Source organism: Flagellimonas halotolerans (assembly GCF_035818535.1).
GTDB lineage: Bacteria > Bacteroidota > Bacteroidia > Flavobacteriales > Flavobacteriaceae > Flagellimonas > Flagellimonas halotolerans.
On the sequence record NZ_JAYKYV010000034.1, the window covers coordinates 1 to 1,226 of the forward strand.

At 47.5% G+C, this 1,226-nt stretch carries 1 protein-coding gene; it reads left to right on the forward strand.

Features of this window, described 5'->3' with window-relative positions:
* Positions 1–1,226 (forward strand): PAS domain-containing protein (locus VM932_RS16655; RefSeq protein WP_326280419.1); only part of this gene is annotated, 1,226 nt, incomplete at both ends.

Here is a 1,226-nt window from a genome sequence, read left to right on the forward strand (position 1 = left end):
GACGAAAGGAAAAGGGCCGCAGGGGCACTGGAGGCTGCCTTTCGGGAGAAAAACCAGATCCTGGAGAGCATCGGGGATGCCTTTTTTGCCATGAAGGAGGACTTCACGGTGACCTATTGGAACAAGACCGCGGAACGCTTACTAGGGGTGAAAAGGGAGGACCTTGTCGGCAAAAATCTTTGGGAGGTGTTCCCCGATGCGATGGACCTGCCTTCCTACACCAACTACAACAAGGTGCTCAAGACCCGTGAACCCATCTCCTTTGAGGATTATTATGGCCTTTGGTTGGAGGTCAATGCCTATCCATCGCAAGAGGGCATCAGTGTGTTTTTTAGGGACATTACCCAAAAAAAGAAGGCAAACGAGAAAATTTTGCACAAGACGCAACAGCTGGACATCATTGCCGAGATGAACACCGAGCTGCTCAATTATGACGACTGGTTCAAAGTAGTTGAAAAAGCGTTCGGGAAAGTGGGCAAGTGCATTAAAGCGGACCGGATATATTATTTCCAAAACTCCCTTAATGAAAAAACAGGCGAACTGGAAACCAGCCAGCGTTTGGAATGGAGCAGGGAAGAGGCTCTTTCACAAGTCAACAACCCCATACTCCAGAATGTTCCCTTTAGTATGGTACAGGATTTTATGCAGCCCCTGGCCCAAAATAAGGCTTTCAAGGCCATAGTCAGTGAGATGCCGGATACAGAGACCAAAAGGCTTCTTCTTGAACAGGATATCAGATCCATTTTGGTATTCCCGTTATGGGTCAATAAAAAGTTTTGGGGTTTTATTGGTTTTGACGACTGTAAAAACGAAAGAAATTGGAGTCAAGATGATATTTCCTTTCTAAGAACCATAACGACCAACCTTGCCACGGCAATAGAAACCTCCATGACCAACCAAGAACTGGAACGCTCCTATAATGAAAAGAACCAGATCTTGGAGAGCATCGGGGACGCCTTTTTTGCCGTTGACAGTGATTGGACGGTGACCTATTGGAACAAGGAGGCCGAACATGTGCTGGGAAGGAAAAGAAAGGACATTGTGGGCAAAAAGCTTTGGGACGAATATTCCGATGCCGTTGAGCTAGAGTTCTATGCGCAGTACCACAAGGCCATGGCCACCGGGAAAATGGTCACCTTTGAAGAGGTTTATCCCACACTGGGGAAATGGTTCGAGGTATCTGCCTACCCGGGCAACGAAGGCCTGTCGGTCTACTTTAAGGACAT